Below are 14,787 nucleotides of genomic sequence, written 5' to 3'. Positions count from 1 at the left end.
AACTCTCCTATCCGTCCATCTCTAAAAATCTCATTGCAGGAGTATCCTCGGATTTGTGAACAAGTTGGGCCAAGTGTTCAACAATCTTTGGATCGAACCATACACCCGCTTCCTCCCTGAGACTTCCCAGGGCCGCTTCGGATCTGTCAAACTCACCTCGGCAGCGCCAGATATAAGCTTCCGCCACGGCGAGGATCCGTGATCCCAAGGGAATCGATCCACGGGCCAATCCAAGAGGTCTTCCGCCGCCATTCCAGGCCTCGGATTGGTGTCGAAGGATCGATGTCAGGGAGTTCTCATGCGGCTCATCAATATTTCCGAAACCGACGGTCGGTTCAACATCCTCCATATCGAGGGGCGCGATTCCCTGACAACTCTCTGTATAAATCCCCGTTGGATCCGGCGGTTTGGCAAACCGGTGGAGCGCTCCGGCAAGCCGTATCCGTTCAATCTCCGGATCCTCCAGACCCAACCGCTCCGCCAGGTGGGCGCAGAGGCGTGACACAGCGCGCGAATGCCCCCGGGTCGATGGATCGGCCTCTTCCAACGCCTCCACCCAGCGCGCCGCACGCCATCCAAAATGATGCAGTTCCTGACCTTCCACACGGCCCCGATGCCAGAGGCTGTGAAAGATCAAAATCGCCCCCTGGGCCAGTGTTAAATCATCACCGCTGGGCAGTCGGCCGTTCGCCGTTTCCCCGATGGCAAGAACGCCAACGGTCTCACCAAAAAGATGCCCCGGCACAAGGATTCTCAAACCTGAAGCGGCGAATGGATATTTGATCGCGGCCAGAGGGGAGCCGATCGAGACATTGTCCAAGAGCACCGATTGCGACAATCCATCCCCTTCAAGACCGGAGAGAGAGGCAGGAATGACTAAGTCCAAGAGATTCCGTGGTGGGATGCCGCGGCTCAGAATCGGGCGGAAAAATCCATCCGAGGCTCTCTGCAAGTAAACAAAGGGACCATCACCCCACCTTTGTGAAATCATTTGGCTCAGCGCTTCATTCAATCCGTCCATTCCCCCCGCATGAAAGGCGTGCGCCAGGTGGACCATTTCATCGACAATGTGCCGGCGGAGGCGCTGCACCGATTTTCGCGCCTCATATCCATTGGTGTGCGCTTCGGCGAGTTCCTGTTCGAGCTTCTGGACCCGGATCTCCAGTTCCTTCTGCCGCGAGACCCTTTGTAATATTTTTTGAATCCTCAAAATGAGTTCACGCGGGAAAAACGGTTTGGAAATGTAATCGTCCGCCCCCATCCGCAAGCCTTGAACCCGATTGTCCATCTCCCCCTTTTCCGACACGAGGATGATGGGTAGATCCCATGTTCTGGGATGGGCGCGGATGGTCTGGCAAACCAAGAGGCCGGATCGCTGTCTTAATCGAACGGAGAGAACAATCAGATCCGGCAGATCATTATCCGAGGTGTGGAGCCACTCTAACGCGGATGGGCCGTCCGGAAAGATGCGGACGGCGAAACCACGCCCCTGAAGGGTTTGCTGAAGGATATCGACGACCCGTTTGTCGTCATCAATAAGGACGATCCTCTGAGGCCGGGCGGTTTCCAGGCTTTGGCTCCTGGTTGTCGAATGCGGAGTCAATTTCGTCATGGGAAATTACTCCGCCCGGCCTTGCGTTTTGATAGTGCCGCCGCATCCACGCCAGGGCCCGGCCGACATCCTCTCGTGAGAAGGGCTTGGCCAGGACCGGCACCCTTGTTTGTGGTAACAGGCTTGAAGCGTCCACATGCTGAGAGAGGAAAACGACCGGAATCCGGTCCATCGTCGGGGATTCCATTGTGGCATGATCTCTATCCAAGAAGATGCCGAGCAGAACCCCATCATTCTCCGGGGAATACCCTCTTTCCTCTTCCTGCACTTCCATTCCCATCGCCTCGAGATGTGTTCTGAGAAATCTGCGGACGAGGCCGGATGGGGAAACGATTTGCACACGGCGGGGTGTAGGTCTCTCCGGTTGCCGAGCCGGCGCCACTTCTTTATTAGGGATTGGGGTAGGGGCCTTGGCAGGGATTCTGCCGGGGATTCCGGAAACCGCACCGGTTGAGCCGGCGGGCGACCCGCTGATAAGGGGAATAAGATCCTGTACCTGCGCCAGGCGGATGACCCCGGCCGTGGAAAAGTCATCGGGTCCCTCGGTAACGACCTTCTGGAATTCATCCACACTGATCTCGGCCTCGCCGGTTTCATCCTCGAGATGCAGGCGTCCCGAGCGTCCCTCTGACGGAGGGGAGACATCCCGAACCCATGGCCAGGGGATATCCAGTATCCGCCGGCCCTGTCGGACACGCAGCCAGAGCCCGGCTGTTTTCTCAGACAGCGATTCATCTGCGTGAAGCTTCCCCTCGGGGCCTATTCCATTCTCCACTGCCGCGGGAGTGGCTCGCCCACCATCGTCGAAGATGCTGCGGCTGATGGCGGAAGCCTCGAAGGCCCGGTCCAGATCTTCCTCACCGAAGACCTCGAGGAATTGCTCCTCGACCAGGGTCTCAATACTCGATTCCGGCTCGCCCGCGGGCGGTTCCGTTATAGTGTCACCCCTGCTCTCATCGGCTTCGATGGGATGCATCTTGGGAAGAATTTCTGGAACGAGATGCTGGAGCCTTCGAACGGACTGAGCCAAAGCCTCCAAGGATCCCGCCATCGTCTCCAATTCCTTCAGAATCGGGAGGGCGTCGAGGGGCTCTTGAGGGGATGACACCTCTCCCGTCCGGGTGGGATTCTCATTCTGTCTCATGATTTCTCCTGAGTCTCAGACCGCACCTGCACCTGCGGCAGAGCGCCATGGATTTCAAGCGCCAAAACATGGCAGGTCTCCACATCCTGACCGAGGCTCTCGCAATGACGGACCAGGCTTTCCAGCCGGCGGGAGACGGCTTCAAGCTGTCCTTGAGCCCCGTGTGGGTAGGGTTCGTCAGCATGTCTGCTTTCTCTTAGGCAATGCAGGATCCACTCCCTCCAGGCGGTGAGCCGTTCCACAGCCGCCGGATCCAAAGCGTCGGCGGCCTCCTTAGACCAAGAGATTAGTCCCTCCGACGCCTCTTTGAGGGAGGAGTTTTCACCCGCGTTTCTGTTCCGTGTCTGTTGGACCGCCGCCTGACTCATCTCGAGAAAAAGGGATTCCGTTTGGATGGTCGATTCGGACAACCCCTGCGCCAGCTCGGCGCTGCGGATCTTGCATCGTGTCACCCGTTCAGCGAGGACTTCTGAGCGCCGGGCGACATCAGACATATTCTCGACCAAAACGTGTCGAACCTTCCGCCAAAACCTTGCGGGAGAATCGTTGGGCCCGGGGCCGCCCACTAAAATCGGATCACCCCATCCCTTCAACAATTCCGTTGCCTGATCCCGCACGGCATCGACTTCTTCCAAGGCCTCCATTCCACGCCGGTTTTGAGTCATGAGGGACAGCACCCTGTGAGCCACTCTATCCAATTCCCAATCGACCGGTTTCCAGTCACTGGGCGAGGGGTGTCCAGGAGTGGAACTGGCGATTTGTTCCAGACGGGCCACGGCGGATGTCACCCACCCATAAAGGGAGAGCGCAAAACCCCATGACATCGCCAGGGCTAGCACCAGAAGCCCCACATTAAGAATTAGGTTACCCGGGCCGCCTGATAGGGACCCGGTCCCCCACCCGGTCTGCTCCAATAGCAAATGCGCCAATCCCAAAAAGAGCACCGGCAGAAAGTGACTGAAATGGACCCTGCGCCGGAATTGCGAGGGTCGCGGAACGTGGGATGACCGGCGCCACGTTTCCATCGCTTCTCCTCCTCCCGTCAGGGCGATATGCACCCAGGACGGGTTCATCGAGTGCGTAATGCAATGCTGTAACCGCCGGCCAACGTATGGCCGGAGGCTGTCTTCAGGGACTGTAGAAAAATATCATATCGCCGAGAAGATTCTTCCATCCCCAGATATCCCGGCCGGCGGCTGGGACACCCTCTCGATAACGTCCTTTGGGAGAAACAGATCCGCCGGATTGGGGTGGAGTCCCCAAAGATCACCAGGCCGGTCATTTGTCAATCCCCGGCCGAAAATCATCATCCTTGAAGCGGTGCACCGTACTGAGGGAGACCGTGGCACGTCCGTTGCATTGATCCCCAGTGAAGCCGAGAACTCAATGTTAGGGGTTGATAGCCAGGGGCGTCAATCCCCCATCATCCGGCGCAGTGGGCATCTGTGTTAGGAGGCGGTCAATGTCAAAACCGGATCGGTATTTGGATCTGGATTCGCCCCGGCGCGAATTGAAACCGACATATCACTTCGTCATGAAATGTCTCCTCTATTCGCGCATGGAGACAGGTCTGGTCTCGAATAAAGATTATTATGATGAGGATGTAAACGTCTATATTGCGCATTTACTGAACGCCTTCTTTTCGCCGGAATATGTACAACACGTCGCAAAATATCTATCACCCTACGACACCGAAGTCTTCGAAAAGATCGCTCACTCAACGGATGCCCGGCTTAAATACTCGCTATATAAAACAAATGCCGATTTCCTTCTGATCTCCCTCGGAATTTTCGACAACCCCCGCGCAAACCAAAACGGCAATAACAAACAAGAGGAAGATTGGGAAGAGCCTGGCCAAAAACCGGTAGAAACAGCCCATGTAGGGCGCGGCAAAGCTTACTACCATTTTGCTTATACATTTAGCCAGCAGATTCACAGCCCAGGCGCCGGCATTACAGAAGTTCTCGAAAAGCTCTCCATCGGATTTGACAAGTACACCCGGATACTCACGCACATGCGAGGCGAATACCTCGATCTGATGCAGCGGCTTTCCAAGGGTGAGGTTTATCATCTGGAACGGTCCGTCAACGAGTCTCAAATCAAAGAGCAGCTCCGCAGCAAACAAGACGAGTTATTGGATCTGTATCTCGAATGGAAACGGACCAAAGACGGCGGGATCAAGGAAAAACTCGACGGCGTGGTCAGCGAGATCCGCAAAATGGATCCCACTTTCAATTTCGAATTACAGGCCTGATTTATTGAATTTTGTAATTCGGCGCCTCTTTGGTGATGGTCACATCATGCGGATGGCTTTCCCGCAGTCCGGCATCCGTCAAGCGGATGAAATGAGGCTTTTTGCGCAATTCATCGATATTGCGAACTCCGGCATAACCCATTCCCGAACGAATACCTCCCACTAACTGATAAACAACGGCGGACACTTTGCCCTTATGGGGGACACGTCCCTCAACACCCTCCGCCACCATCTTTTCAGGCATGGCGTTGGAGTCTTGGAAATAACGGTCACCGCTGCCCTGACGCATGGCGCCGACGGAACCCATACCCCGATAGCTTTTATAACTGCGGCCCTGATAAAGTATCGTCTCACCGGGGCTTTCTTCGGTTCCGGCCAGGAGGGAGCCGATCATGGCAGCCGAGGCGCCGGCGACAATCGCCTTGGTGATATCGCCTGAATACTTGATCCCCCCGTCGGCGATGACGCGAACCCCGGATTTGTCGGCTTCTTCCGCGCAATCGAGTATAGCGGTTATCTGCGGAATCCCGGCGCCGGCCACCACACGGGTTGTACAAATCGCCCCCGGCCCCATTCCGACCTTGATAACAGTGGCGCCCGCGTTGATGAGATCGCGCGTGCCTTCCGCCGTCGCAACATTGCCGCCGGCGACATCCATCCCGGGGAAGGCTTTGCGCAATTTTTCCACCGTGCGGAGCACACGCTCGGAGTGACCATGAGCGCTATCCACGGCGATGAGATCCACCCCGCATCGGACCACCTCTTGCGCGCGCTCCAACACGTCATCACCGGTGCCCACGGCCGCCCCCACCACCAGGCGGCCCAGCCGGTCGACACAGGCGTCCGGGTACTGAATCTTTTTAAGGATATCCTTGACCGTGATCAGGCCGCATAGATTCCCGTTCTTGTCGATAACGGGCAGCTTTTCTATCCGGTGTCTTTGAAGAATCTCTTTGGCCTCTTCCAATGTCGTGCCCTCGGGAACAGTCACCAGATTTTCCTTGGTCATGATGTCCCGAATGATAATGGTTCGATCACGGACAAACCGGAGATCGCGATTGGTGAGGATCCCGACGAGCTTCCCCTCTTTCGTTATCGGCACCCCAGAGACCCTGTAGCGCTCCATCACATCGAGAGCATTCCCAACATGCTGATCAGGATCCATGGTGATCGGATCGGTGATCATTCCACTCTCAGAGCGTTTGACCTTATCGACTTCCGAGGTTTGATCCTCGATCGTCAGATTACGGTGAATGATCCCCATTCCACCTTCCCGCGCCAGGGCGATCGCCATGCGTGATTCAGTAACAGTGTCCATCGCAGCGCTCAGGAGCGGAATGTTGAGCTTAAGACGGGGCGTCAGCGGCACGCTCATGTCCATATCCCGGGGCACAACATCCGATCGAGCCGGGATAATAAGAACATCGTCGAAGGTGAGACCCGTTTTCCCAACTCGTGGATACATTGAGCTCTCCTTCCGGATAGACCCCCGCCAGGGCGGGAAATGGAAGTACTGCCGGGCGCGTCCTACGGGTTAATGCCTGGTTCCTGAGGGTCTGAAGTTCCCCAAATGATGCCTTTTTGGGGTGACCAATGATAGTGGAATCCCATGCGGAGAGAAACATAGTCGTCATCATCACCGAACGCGGCCGGGAAATCATCCCCATGCGTCGAAATGATATAGTGATTCTGGAAGGTCAAGGTAAGCGTGACATGGTCCGTGATCTGTTTCTCGCTCTCGAGACTTAAATAGAAACCGGGTTCAAAACCTTTGAGTTGGTTGTCGGTCCATGCGTCGCGGTTTGATCGGCCGTTCCTCTTGTTGTCCCAATAATAGATGCCGGCGCCGCCGCCATAGTAGATGGCCGTTCCCCATTGCTCACGCAGATGGCGCAGGAAACCGAATGTTGTCGGGAAGACAACCGTAACTTCGTCGATCGGCTTGGGATAGTCATTCCAGCCGAATCCCGATTCACCGACGAGAATCATTTTCCGGCTGAAACGATAGCGGAAGACGGCCTTCATCACCGGCCGGATCCGCGATTCATCCGCCACATCGACATCAAAAACCCACTTCATGACGCCGAATGTAGCGCCGAAACTGGCATATCCATCCAGATTCGAGCTCACAGCCTGTGATTGAGCCCCCGTGGACAGCAATGCCGTCATGAAAAGAACTAGGAGGGAAACCCGTCGCTTCAAGTAAATGCTCCTCCCCAAGGGGCATTCCGGACGCCGGATGGTTCCGACTATCGGGAATCGCCGACCCTTTCCGCCCCCAACTCCCCACCCCGGTCTTGAATATGGGAATATATCGGCTGGATTTCCGCCAATATAGGTTAGCTGGTGGGGTAAGTCAATGCGCCGAGATTGAGATCGCTTCAACTCTATCGACCTCTTGACACTTACGGCGACTCAGTACAAATTAGGAGGTCGTGGCGGCATAGCTCAATTGGTAGAGCGGGAGAATCATAATCTCTGTGTTCGGGGTTCAAGTCCCTGTGCCGCCACTGTTCATTCCCTCCTCTGAGTGGCTGCTGATTGAGACATCCGAGTTTTCCAATGACCCCACAAAATGGAGACATGAAAGAACCATTGCAGACATCGTCTCGGGCATACCGCGCAAGGGGGATCATGCTGGAAACCGACTTTATCAACAGGGAGAGATCCAGAAATCTGCTGCCCGAGGGGTCTCGCTATCTCGTGGCCGTATCCGGCGGACTCGACTCGACGGTCCTCCTTCATCTCCTCTCCCGGACCTCACAAGCCTTCTCCTGGGACCTCAGGGTGGGGCATGTCCATCATGGGCTCCGCGACCGGGCCGGCGCGGATGCCGCATCAGTTCAAAATAGGGCCTATCAGTGGGGGATCCCCTATCTCGAGCGGCGGATAAAAGCCGATGCGGGCCGAAAATCGGAAGCCTGGGCCCGAAAAAGGCGATTTGAAGCGCTTGAAGAGATGCGGATCGAAAGCCGCTCCGATTGGATCGTTCTGGCCCACACGGCCGACGATCAGGCGGAAACTCTATTATTGAACCTTATTCGCGGCACCGGACCGCGCGGTTTGGGGGCGCCGAGGGAGAGACGGGGGAGGATCCTCCGTCCTCTTCTCCATTACTCCCACAACGACCTCCTCACCCACGCCCGTTCCCACAATTTGAGCTGGTGCATTGACCGGTCGAATTGGAATGAGCCCTATACGCGCAATTGGATCCGCCATCGTCTCCTACCCCTTTTGGCTTCGGAGGGTAATCCGCAGATCCGGGAGAATCTTTCACGGCTCTCCCGTTTCATGGGGCAGTGGGTGGCATCGATCGATCTGAAGGTCGAAGAAGTTCTCAACCGGTCCGGCCGCTGGGAAGGAGAGGCTTTTCACCTCACAGGATTCCCCGACACCTTGGATGATTGGCTCCAATGCGAGGTCATCCGGGAAGCCCACCGCCGCGTGAATGCCGAAGCGGATGAATTGACGGAACCCCACCTGAAGGCCTGTCGTGACCTCTTAGAGGGAGAGATCCACCGGTCCACGCATCTCCCGGGTTCGGTCGTTGTGGAAGGCCGGCGGGGTGAATTGATCTTTTCAAGGCAAATCTCAGCCCAGGGCTCGGGCCGGATCTTGGAATCGAAGGGGCCGAGCGATCATCCGACGATCGATACGTTGATTGATCCACAGGAGGGCCGGCTCCGACTCTCCGAAGCCGAGGAGATCTTCATGGGCCGGAGGGTTGGTCTTCGCGAACTCCCGGTCGAGGTCGCCCGGGATCGGCTCAAAGCCCGGATGTCGCTGGGATTCGCGGCGGATGCACCCTTGAAGGGATCAAAAGCGGGGTGTTGGGAAATTTTCGACGGTGACGCGATTGAGGGCTCTCTGTGGGTCAGACCATGGAAAAATGGAGATAAAATTCATCCCTACGGCATGCAGGGCACCAAATTGATCAGCGATCTGCTCAATGAGGCCCGAATTTCGAACTGCGAAAAACGTACTATTCCTGTCATTGAGGATGATGCCGGAATCTTGTGGGTCATGGGTGTCCGGCGGGCCGATCGGGCCTCTCTCACCGACACCACCCGGAGGGTCCTGGAAGTGTACGGATCGGGTGTGTCATGATCATCTCTTCGGCGGCGAGATCAGATCCGAACCCTGCAGGGAGGTATGAATGAGGCCCATGATAGAGAGATATCCACCCGAGATCAGTCCCAAGGCGGGTGAGTCGGTCACGATGGCGGCGGGGCCGGCGGTGGTTCTCTTCGATACCCAAACCCTTGGGAATCGTCTGGGAGAATTGGCGGAACAGATCAGCGCTGATTTTCAGCAGAAGGACCCCATCCTGGTTTGTCTCCTCAGGGGAGGGTTCGTCTTTTTGACCGATCTCTCCCGCAGCTTATCGATCCCGCATGAAGTCGACTTTCTGCAGGTCTCCCGCTACGACCCGCGCGAGAAAGATCCGACCGGGGTTAAACTGATCACCGATCTCCGCTCCAATGTTAGGGACCGCCATGTCCTTGTGATAGAAGGCATCCGGACGCGGGGAACAAAGATCAACTATGTGGATCGATTTCTCGAGCTGCATGCCCCTGCATCCCGAACCTATGCGGCCCTGCTTGTGCAGGGTAAAGAAGCAGATGAGCCGATTCCACTTCACTATTGCGGATTTCGCCTGGATAATGAGTTTGTCGTAGGCATGGGACTCGATTATGGAGAGCGCTACCGGAATCTTCCCTATGTTGCTGCTATCGGATGGGAACCCCGTATCTGATCCGTGGTATGACGCTCTTAACTTATCAGTAAAAAAGGAGAAGATAGGTCCAATCGATGACAAGATCTAGAGAACCCCGAAAGGGACGCCGCCCAAGACCCAACCCGGAAGGGCCAAACAGGCCGCCAGTGTCTTTTTTCAGCCGCACCTTCCGAACCTTTTCCATTTGGATCATCCTCTTCCTTATCGTTGCGGTTGTGGTCAACAACCTCGCCGGCGGCGACCGGGACCGCCAGGAGATCTCCCTGTCTGAATTTTGGGCGCAGGTGGAATCGGGAAACATCGAAAGCATCATCGCCGTCGAGAAGGAACTCACCGGCGAGTTCCACAGCTCGATAACAATTTCTGCGAACGGCCGTTCAAGAAATGTACAACACTTCAAGGTTTACCTGCTCAGTGAAGACCCGGAACTTCCACAAAAGATTTGGGATAAAAACCCTGATGTGGAAATCCGGGCCAAACCAGCCGGCACACCCTGGTTCAATATCCTCCTCTCGTGGTGGCTGCCGATCCTGATCCTGGTGGGGCTCTGGTTCTTCCTGATCCGGCAGATGCAATCGGGAGGGTCCGCGGCGTTGCGATTCGGCAAGTCCAAGCCGAAGGTCCTCTCCGAGAGCGCGCCCAAAACCACATTCAAGGATGTGGCGGGCGCTGATGAGGCGAAACAGGAGCTGCAGGAAATCATCGAGTTTCTTAGGGACCCCAAGAAGTTCCAGCGCCTCGGCGGGCGGATTCCAAAAGGTGCTCTTCTCGTCGGCCCGCCGGGAACCGGCAAAACCCTGCTCGCGCGGGCTGTGGCCGGCGAAGCGGGTGTCCCCTTTCTCACCATCTCCGGATCCGAATTCGTAGAGATGTTCGTCGGCGTCGGCGCCAGCCGTGTTCGTGATCTCTTCGAACAGGGGAAAAAGAATGCGCCCTGCATCATCTTTATCGACGAGATGGACGCCGTCGGCCGCCAACGCGGCGCCGGCCTCGGCGGCGGGCACGATGAGCGGGAACAGACGCTAAACCAGCTTCTCGTGGAGATGGATGGTTTCGATTCAAATGAGGGGGTGATCCTCCTCTCCGCTACAAACCGCCCCGATGTTTTGGATCCGGCGCTCTTGCGCCCGGGCCGGTTTGACCGGCAAATCGTCGTTGACCGTCCCGATGTCCGGGGACGGGAAGGCATCCTCAAAGTCCATACCAAAAACAAACCGCTGGGAGATGACGTTAAGCTGAAAACCCTGGCCCAATCCACACCCGGTTTGGCCGGGGCCGATCTGGCCAACATGGTCAATGAGGCGGCACTGCTGGCCGCGCGGCGCGACCACACCGAAATCTCGATGCGCGATTTTGAAGATGCAAAAGATAAAGTGATGATGGGGGCCGAGCGAAAGAGCCTTCTCCTCAGCGAAGAGGATAAAAAGATCACGGCCTATCATGAGATCGGACATGCCCTGGTCGGATGGCTGCTCCCCAATACCGATCCGATTCATAAGGTCACGGTGATTCCACGCGGGCGGGCGTTGGGACAGACTCATTTTGTTCCCGAAGGAGACCGTCACACGCTCAACAAAGATTATCTTCTGGAAAGTATGGCCGCGATGATGGGCGGTCGTGCCGCCGAGACCCTCGTTTTTGATCGCCTGACCACCGGCGCCGCGCACGATATACAGAACGCCACCGGCTTGGCGCGGAAGATGGTTTGTGAATGGGGTATGAGCGAATCCCTCGGACCGATTCAATTCGGCAAGAAAGAAGAGTTGATCTTCTTGGGCCGCGAGATTTCGCAGCACAAGGATTTTAGCGAGAAAACAGCCGAAGCGATCGACGATGCGGTGCGCGGCCTCGTTGTGAATGCGTATGAACAGGCGATGGACCTGCTGAGGAAGAATGAAGATGCTCTCCATCGTCTGGCGGCGGCCCTGCTTGATCGGGAGGTTCTCGACGCCGAGGATATCGCCGTCGTCATGGATGGGAAAGAGCTCGGACCAAAAGAGGAAGAAGACGACGCGGGAGAAAATGCGGCGGCGAAGGCCGAGAAGCGAACGGCGCCGGCCTCAAAATCGACCAACTCCGAGAAGACACCACCGCCGGCCTGGGATGAAGAACCGGGCGAGAAGCCTTTCCCGCCGGAAAAGTCATCTCAAGATGGAGAACCGCCCGTTCCGAAAGACTCATGATCCGGGATGGGTGGGAGGAGACGGCGGAAACCGGCCGGTCTCGAAAAATCCCGCGGCCCCGCTCGCTGCGAACCTGGCGGGTCGGAACCCAGGTCCATGAGTTAGGACGTAGAAGCTGGATCATGGGAGTGCTCAATGTGACCCCCGATTCCTTTTCGGACGGGGGTCGTTTTCTTGATCCGGGAAGAGCCATCGCCCATCTCATCGGCATGGCTGAGGCCGGAGCCGATATTATCGACATCGGCGCAGAGAGCACACGCCCTGGATCCGATCCGGTACCGGCCGAAGAGCAGTGGCGGCGTATCGGACCCATCATCAAAGAGATTTCCCGGGAGTCGCTTCCCTGCCGGCTCTCCGTCGACACCTCAGAGCCTCTCGTGGCCGGCCGGGCCTTGGAGGCCGGCGTCGATATTATTAATGACATCAGCAGTCTTCGTTCACATCCTGAACTCGGCCGGATGGTTGCGGAGGCCGGGGCCGGTCTGGTGCTGATGCATATGCGGGGAACACCGAAAACAATGCAACAAGAGCCGAAATACGACGATCTTTTTGGTGAAGTGCGCTATTTTTTGAATGAAGCGATCAGGAGGGCGATGGATGCGGGCGTGGATAGAGAACGAATCGTCTGCGATCCCGGGATCGGATTCGGCAAAAGAGTTGAAGACAATCTCGACCTCATTTCCAATATCGAGGAATTGGACTCGCTGGAGCGTCCGATTTTGATCGGGGCCTCGCGTAAATCTTTTATTGGAAAGATTCTGGATCTACCGTCGGATGAGCGTCTGGAGGGATCTCTCGCCGCTCATGTGACAGCGGTTCTTTCGGGAGCACATATCATCCGCGCTCACGATGCCATCGCCACCATCCGAGCCGCCCGTTTGGCCGATGCCGTGTTGGAACGCATCAGGGAGAGATGAAGATGATCGATACCCGTTGGCTCCTCATTGCGGCGGATGTTATCATTGTTGCGTTTCTCATCTATCGCCTGATGCTCCTCGTTCGGGGGACTCGCGCCGCACAAATGCTCGTGGGTTTGGCCGTCCTGGTTCTCCTTTCCATCCTAGCGGAATGGCTGCACCTCGCGACACTGAACTGGCTTTTAAACAGCCTTCGCACCGTCTGGGTCATCGCCTTCCTCATCATCTTCCAACCGGAGTTGCGCCGGGCGCTCACGCAAATCGGCCAGAGCGGCATCTTCCGGCGGATTGTCCATGTCGCCGATTACGGCTGGCTGGGTGAAATCGAAAAGGTGCTTGAAGAATTGTCAAAGCGCGGCCAGGGCGCTCTGATTGTCTTGGAACGCAATGTTGGTTTGAGGACTTACCTGGAAACCGGCACGCAAATCGGCGGGAAGGTGACGATGGAGCTTCTTCTCACCATCTTCACACCTCCCTCGCCGTTGCACGACGGGGCGGTGATCATTCAGGGCGATGAAGTGGCGGCAGCGGGATGCATCTTGCCCCTGAGCCAGAGGCACGATCTTGAATCGACGCTCGGGACGCGGCACCGGGCCGCCTTGGGGCTGTCCGAAGAGACCGACGCGGTCGTCTTGGTCGTCTCAGAGGAAACCCACCACATCTCTATCGCCGAACGTGGCGTGATACAAAGAAATGTCAGTCCTAATGAACTGAAAGGCCGGCTGAGCGAGCTCCTTTCAACCCACACAAGGCCAAGAAAGACGCCTCCGGCTCAGGGTGTAGAGGCCTCTTCCTAAGCAGGGCGCTGCATGAATGGCGGGTATGAATCAGAACATCTTGACCCGGGTTACGATAATCCCCTTAAAAGTATCCACACGCTGCAGATAGGTTTTTAGGGGCACCCGGACGATCTTCCCGCCATCGTAGAGCCCTTCCAACCCGGTCGATGCAGGATGAATCAGCATGACCTCACCACCGTCCCTCACCACCACACCGATATGTCCGATGAGGGCGCCCGACTCCCGGATCTTCCGGCCTCGTTCTGTCGCCTCATTCAGTACAAAATGAATCCCGTCTCCGTTTTGGATCGCATCATAATTGATGCTGTTCGTCGGCAGATACTGGACCGTCCCGGCCGGGAACCGGGATGTTCCAGCCAGATCGGCCATCGCCATCCCAATTGAGGCGGTCACATCTTCGCCCCAGATCCCTGACCGGATCATATCCACCGTATAATCGAGATGAGCGGGATGGTTGTAGTCGAGAGCGCCTCCTTCTCCAACAACCTCTGCGATCGGCGCGCCATAGAAGCGGGTGCCGAATCCGAACTGCACCGCCTCCAGCGCCGTGCTGGAGCGCCCCAGTTCACTGGTCCGATAGAAAAAGAGGACGCAGTCCGTGTGCCGGTCATCGACGAGTAAACCCTGGCTGGCATAACCGAGCGAGTCGAGCCCGAATCTGTAATCCGCCTTACCCCATCTCCAGAAGAAATCGGCCCAAGCCCCGATCCTATCCCCGACCGGAAGCCCCAAGATTTCATTCATCACGGAATCGATGACAGCTCCCCGGAGGGCGTCGGGATGATTCAAATTGCGGGCGATCATCCTATTATACAATTTAATGAGCTGTGTCGTATCCGGCTGGTCGGTCCGCACCAATCCGCCCCTCGTTGGAAAATGAATCTGGGGCTCTTCAGCTTCAACCGCAGCGATAACCAGAAAGATCCCGAGGATGAACACCGAAATTCCAAGAATCCGGAACCATCGCGCGCCTGAAAATTGTGTCATGAGTTTTTTATCCTTCATCTCGCCTCGGATTTCATAGAGTTTTGGCTCCCACCCCTCAGGAACCTTGGGCGGGAATACCCCGCGTCTTCACTTCCAGCCGCCCCAGAAACCTCGGGCGGGGAATACCCTTCAGAATTTCAAGAGTAGATAGA

Annotated in this window: 12 protein-coding genes and 1 tRNA gene; 7 read left to right on the top strand and 6 right to left on the bottom strand. The window is 56.6% G+C overall.

What is annotated here, in order from left to right; genetic code table 11:
* Positions 1-7: 7 nt before the first annotated feature.
* The 3 genes from KJ970_08915 to KJ970_08905 are packed head-to-tail and all read right to left on the bottom strand — an operon-like array spanning position 8 to position 3,781.
* Positions 8-1,612: a response regulator gene (locus tag KJ970_08915; GenBank protein ID MBU2691037.1), complete on the bottom strand. Its 1,605-nt coding sequence runs from the start codon at positions 1,610-1,612 to the stop codon at positions 8-10.
* Positions 1,533-2,756, bottom strand: coding sequence for a hypothetical protein (locus tag KJ970_08910; GenBank protein ID MBU2691036.1), 1,224 nt, complete (start codon positions 2,754-2,756; stop codon positions 1,533-1,535). The genes KJ970_08915 and KJ970_08910 overlap by 80 nt, the downstream gene beginning before the upstream one ends.
* A complete protein-coding gene (locus tag KJ970_08905; protein MBU2691035.1) occupies positions 2,753-3,781 on the bottom strand; it encodes a hypothetical protein in 1,029 nt (342 codons plus the stop codon). Before KJ970_08905 ends, KJ970_08910 begins: the two co-directional genes overlap by 4 nt.
* Positions 3,782-4,218: 437 nt before the next feature.
* On the opposite strand from KJ970_08905, the gene KJ970_08900 reads away from it, so the two are divergent.
* Positions 4,219-5,010 (top strand): hypothetical protein, encoded by a 792-nt coding sequence (locus tag KJ970_08900; GenBank protein ID MBU2691034.1) that lies wholly within the window; start codon positions 4,219-4,221, stop codon positions 5,008-5,010.
* Between the two features lies 1 nt (position 5,011).
* Here KJ970_08900 and guaB read toward each other — a convergent pair whose 3' ends face one another.
* Entirely contained in the window at positions 5,012-6,475 is a 1,464-nt protein-coding gene (gene guaB, locus KJ970_08895) for an IMP dehydrogenase (GenBank protein MBU2691033.1), read from the bottom strand.
* A 62-nt stretch (positions 6,476-6,537) separates the two neighbouring features.
* Positions 6,538-7,179 carry a hypothetical protein gene (locus KJ970_08890; protein ID MBU2691032.1) on the bottom strand — a complete coding sequence of 214 codons (642 nt, stop codon included), beginning with the start codon at positions 7,177-7,179 and terminating at the stop codon, positions 6,538-6,540.
* Between the two features lie 268 nt (positions 7,180-7,447).
* Here KJ970_08890 and KJ970_08885 point away from each other — a divergent pair.
* From KJ970_08885 to cdaA, 6 genes are all read left to right on the top strand, one after another.
* A tRNA-Met gene (locus KJ970_08885) sits at positions 7,448-7,520 on the top strand.
* A 124-nt stretch (positions 7,521-7,644) separates the two neighbouring features.
* Positions 7,645-9,117, top strand: a complete 1,473-nt coding sequence (gene tilS, locus KJ970_08880; protein MBU2691031.1) for a tRNA lysidine(34) synthetase TilS — start codon at positions 7,645-7,647, stop codon at positions 9,115-9,117.
* A 49-nt stretch (positions 9,118-9,166) separates the two neighbouring features.
* Positions 9,167-9,766, top strand: coding sequence for a hypoxanthine phosphoribosyltransferase (locus KJ970_08875; protein MBU2691030.1), 600 nt, complete (start codon positions 9,167-9,169; stop codon positions 9,764-9,766).
* Positions 9,767-9,822: 56 nt separating this feature from the next.
* A complete protein-coding gene (gene ftsH / locus KJ970_08870) occupies positions 9,823-11,931 on the top strand; it encodes an ATP-dependent zinc metalloprotease FtsH (protein ID MBU2691029.1) in 2,109 nt (702 codons plus the stop codon).
* Positions 11,928-12,848: a dihydropteroate synthase gene (gene folP / locus KJ970_08865; GenBank protein MBU2691028.1), complete on the top strand. Its 921-nt coding sequence runs from the start codon at positions 11,928-11,930 to the stop codon at positions 12,846-12,848. The genes ftsH and folP overlap by 4 nt, the downstream gene beginning before the upstream one ends.
* A 2-nt stretch (positions 12,849-12,850) precedes the next feature.
* Positions 12,851-13,645 (top strand): diadenylate cyclase CdaA, encoded by a 795-nt coding sequence (cdaA, locus tag KJ970_08860; GenBank protein ID MBU2691027.1) that lies wholly within the window; start codon positions 12,851-12,853, stop codon positions 13,643-13,645.
* Positions 13,646-13,675: 30 nt separating this feature from the next.
* Here cdaA and KJ970_08855 read toward each other — a convergent pair whose 3' ends face one another.
* Entirely contained in the window at positions 13,676-14,653 is a 978-nt protein-coding gene (locus KJ970_08855) for a hypothetical protein (protein MBU2691026.1), read from the bottom strand.
* Positions 14,654-14,787: the final 134 nt, after the last annotated feature.

The organism is Candidatus Eisenbacteria bacterium, from assembly GCA_018831195.1.
GTDB lineage: Bacteria > Eisenbacteria > RBG-16-71-46 > CAIMUX01 > JAHJDP01 > JAHJDP01.
This window is presented reverse-complemented; position numbering and strand designations above follow the sequence as displayed.

What these genes read in the sequence shown, in the direction of transcription:
- guaB (MBU2691033.1), bottom strand. Translation starts at nt 6,475, where the DNA reads ATGTATCCACGAGTTGGGAAAACGGGTCTCACCTTCGACGATGTTCTT.
- KJ970_08905 (MBU2691035.1), bottom strand. Translation starts at nt 3,781, where the DNA reads ATGGAAACGTGGCGCCGGTCATCCCACGTTCCGCGACCCTCGCAATTC.
- KJ970_08875 (MBU2691030.1), top strand. Translation starts at nt 9,167, where the DNA reads ATGAGGCCCATGATAGAGAGATATCCACCCGAGATCAGTCCCAAGGCG.
- KJ970_08890 (MBU2691032.1), bottom strand. Translation starts at nt 7,179, where the DNA reads ATGACGGCATTGCTGTCCACGGGGGCTCAATCACAGGCTGTGAGCTCG.
- tilS (MBU2691031.1), top strand. Translation starts at nt 7,645, where the DNA reads ATGCTGGAAACCGACTTTATCAACAGGGAGAGATCCAGAAATCTGCTG.
- KJ970_08900 (MBU2691034.1), top strand. Translation starts at nt 4,219, where the DNA reads ATGTCAAAACCGGATCGGTATTTGGATCTGGATTCGCCCCGGCGCGAA.
- KJ970_08915 (MBU2691037.1), bottom strand. Translation starts at nt 1,612, where the DNA reads ATGACGAAATTGACTCCGCATTCGACAACCAGGAGCCAAAGCCTGGAA.
- cdaA (MBU2691027.1), top strand. Translation starts at nt 12,851, where the DNA reads ATGATCGATACCCGTTGGCTCCTCATTGCGGCGGATGTTATCATTGTT.
- KJ970_08855 (MBU2691026.1), bottom strand. Translation starts at nt 14,653, where the DNA reads ATGAAGGATAAAAAACTCATGACACAATTTTCAGGCGCGCGATGGTTC.
- folP (MBU2691028.1), top strand. Translation starts at nt 11,928, where the DNA reads ATGATCCGGGATGGGTGGGAGGAGACGGCGGAAACCGGCCGGTCTCGA.
- ftsH (MBU2691029.1), top strand. Translation starts at nt 9,823, where the DNA reads ATGACAAGATCTAGAGAACCCCGAAAGGGACGCCGCCCAAGACCCAAC.
- KJ970_08910 (MBU2691036.1), bottom strand. Translation starts at nt 2,756, where the DNA reads ATGAGACAGAATGAGAATCCCACCCGGACGGGAGAGGTGTCATCCCCT.